Origin of the sequence: Hydrogenophaga sp. 2FB, assembly GCF_005503365.1 — a bacterium.
GTDB lineage: Bacteria > Pseudomonadota > Gammaproteobacteria > Burkholderiales > Burkholderiaceae_C > Hydrogenophaga.
On the sequence record NZ_SCML01000124.1, the window covers coordinates 1 to 1,468 of the forward strand.

General features: G+C 64.7%; 2 protein-coding genes. One reads left to right on the forward strand and one right to left on the reverse strand.

Annotation, left to right across the window (positions count from 1 at the left end):
• Positions 1-230, reverse strand: a 230-nt coding sequence (locus tag FFS09_RS30490) for an acyl-CoA dehydrogenase family protein (protein WP_171020283.1), incomplete at its 3' end; no start/stop codon positions are given.
• Positions 231-442: 212 nt separating this feature from the next.
• Between FFS09_RS30490 and FFS09_RS30495 the strand changes: the two genes are divergently transcribed.
• Positions 443-1,468: AMP-dependent synthetase/ligase (locus FFS09_RS30495; protein ID WP_137922647.1), on the forward strand; the 1,026-nt coding region annotated here is incomplete at its 3' end.

The window sequence follows — 1,468 nt, forward strand, 5'->3', positions numbered from 1 at the left end:
GCGATCATGTGGGCGAGGTAACCCATGTTCGCGCCGCCGTATTCCTCGCCCACGGTGATGCCGAGCACGCCCAGCTCGCCCATCTTGCGCCAGACATCCATGGGGAACTGGTCAGCTCGGTCGATCTCGGCCGCGCGCGGGGCGATCTCGGCTTGGGCGAAGTCGCGCACCGCGTCGCGCAGCGCGTCAATGTCTTCACCGAGTTGGAAGTTCAAGCCGGGCAACTGCATCTTCAAGTCTCCAAAAAATTTTTGAGGCACGGGTACGGGCACATGTCCGGCTAGGGAATTCCCACCCCTCTCCTCATTGACATCGCGCCGTTCGCCGAGCAGACTATATCAAACTAGCGATTGCTTACTATGACAATGTACAGATCGAATTGGGCCCCGCGCTCCAACCGCCAATGGCCTGATCTGTTGGGCGCTGCAAAGGTAGAAGAACGGTGAACACGACTTTCCCCCGATTGATGCTGACGCAGGCGACAGAGCGCGGAGACCGGCCCGCGATGCGCGAGAAGGAATACGGGATCTGGCAGACGACGACGTGGTCAGCGATGGCGCAGCTGGTCGAGGCGTTGGCGTGCGGGCTGCACCAGGCGGGCCTGCGGCGGGGGGAACACATGGTGGTGATCGGTGCGAACCGGCCGCGCCTGTACGCCACCATGCTGGCCGCGCAGTCGCTGGGCGCGATCCCGATCCCGCTGTACCAGGACGCCGTGGCCGCCGAGTGTGTCTTCCCCATCAACAACGCCGACGTGCGCATGTGCGTGGTGGAAGACCAGGAACAGGTCGACAAGATGCTGGAGATCCGCGAGCGCTGCCCGCAGCTCAGCCACATCTACTACGACGACCCGCGCGGTCTGCGCAACTACGACCAGCCCGGCCTGAGCGCGATGGAGTCGCTGATCGCCGCCGGGCGCGCCGAGGCCCAGGCGCACCCCCAGCTGTTTCGCCAGCAGGTCGAGCTTGGCCAGCCCGACGACGTGGCCGCCATGTTCTTCACCAGCGGCACCACCGGCAACCCCAAGGGCGTGGTGCACACCCACAACACCCTGATCAACCGCGCCTTCGTCGGGGCGGCCTTCGACAAACTCACCTCCGCCGACGAAGTGCTGGCCTACCTGCCCCCGGCCTGGATCGGGCAGAACATCTTCAGCTACGCCCAGTGGCTCGCCGCCGGCTACGTCGTCAACTGCCCCGAGTCCGCCTCCACCGTCACCATCGACTTGAAGGAAGTCGGCCCCACCTACTACTTCGCCCCGCCGCGCGTGTTCGAAGGCCTGCTCACCAGCGTCATGATCCGCATGGAAGACGCCGGCGCCATCAAGCGCAAGATGTTCCACACCTGCATGGCATTGGCCCGCCGCGTGGGGCCGGACCGCATGGACGGCAAACCCATCAGCCTGATCGATTCGATCAAATACCGCCTGGGCGACTGGCTGGTCTACGGCCCCTTGCGCAACAATCTG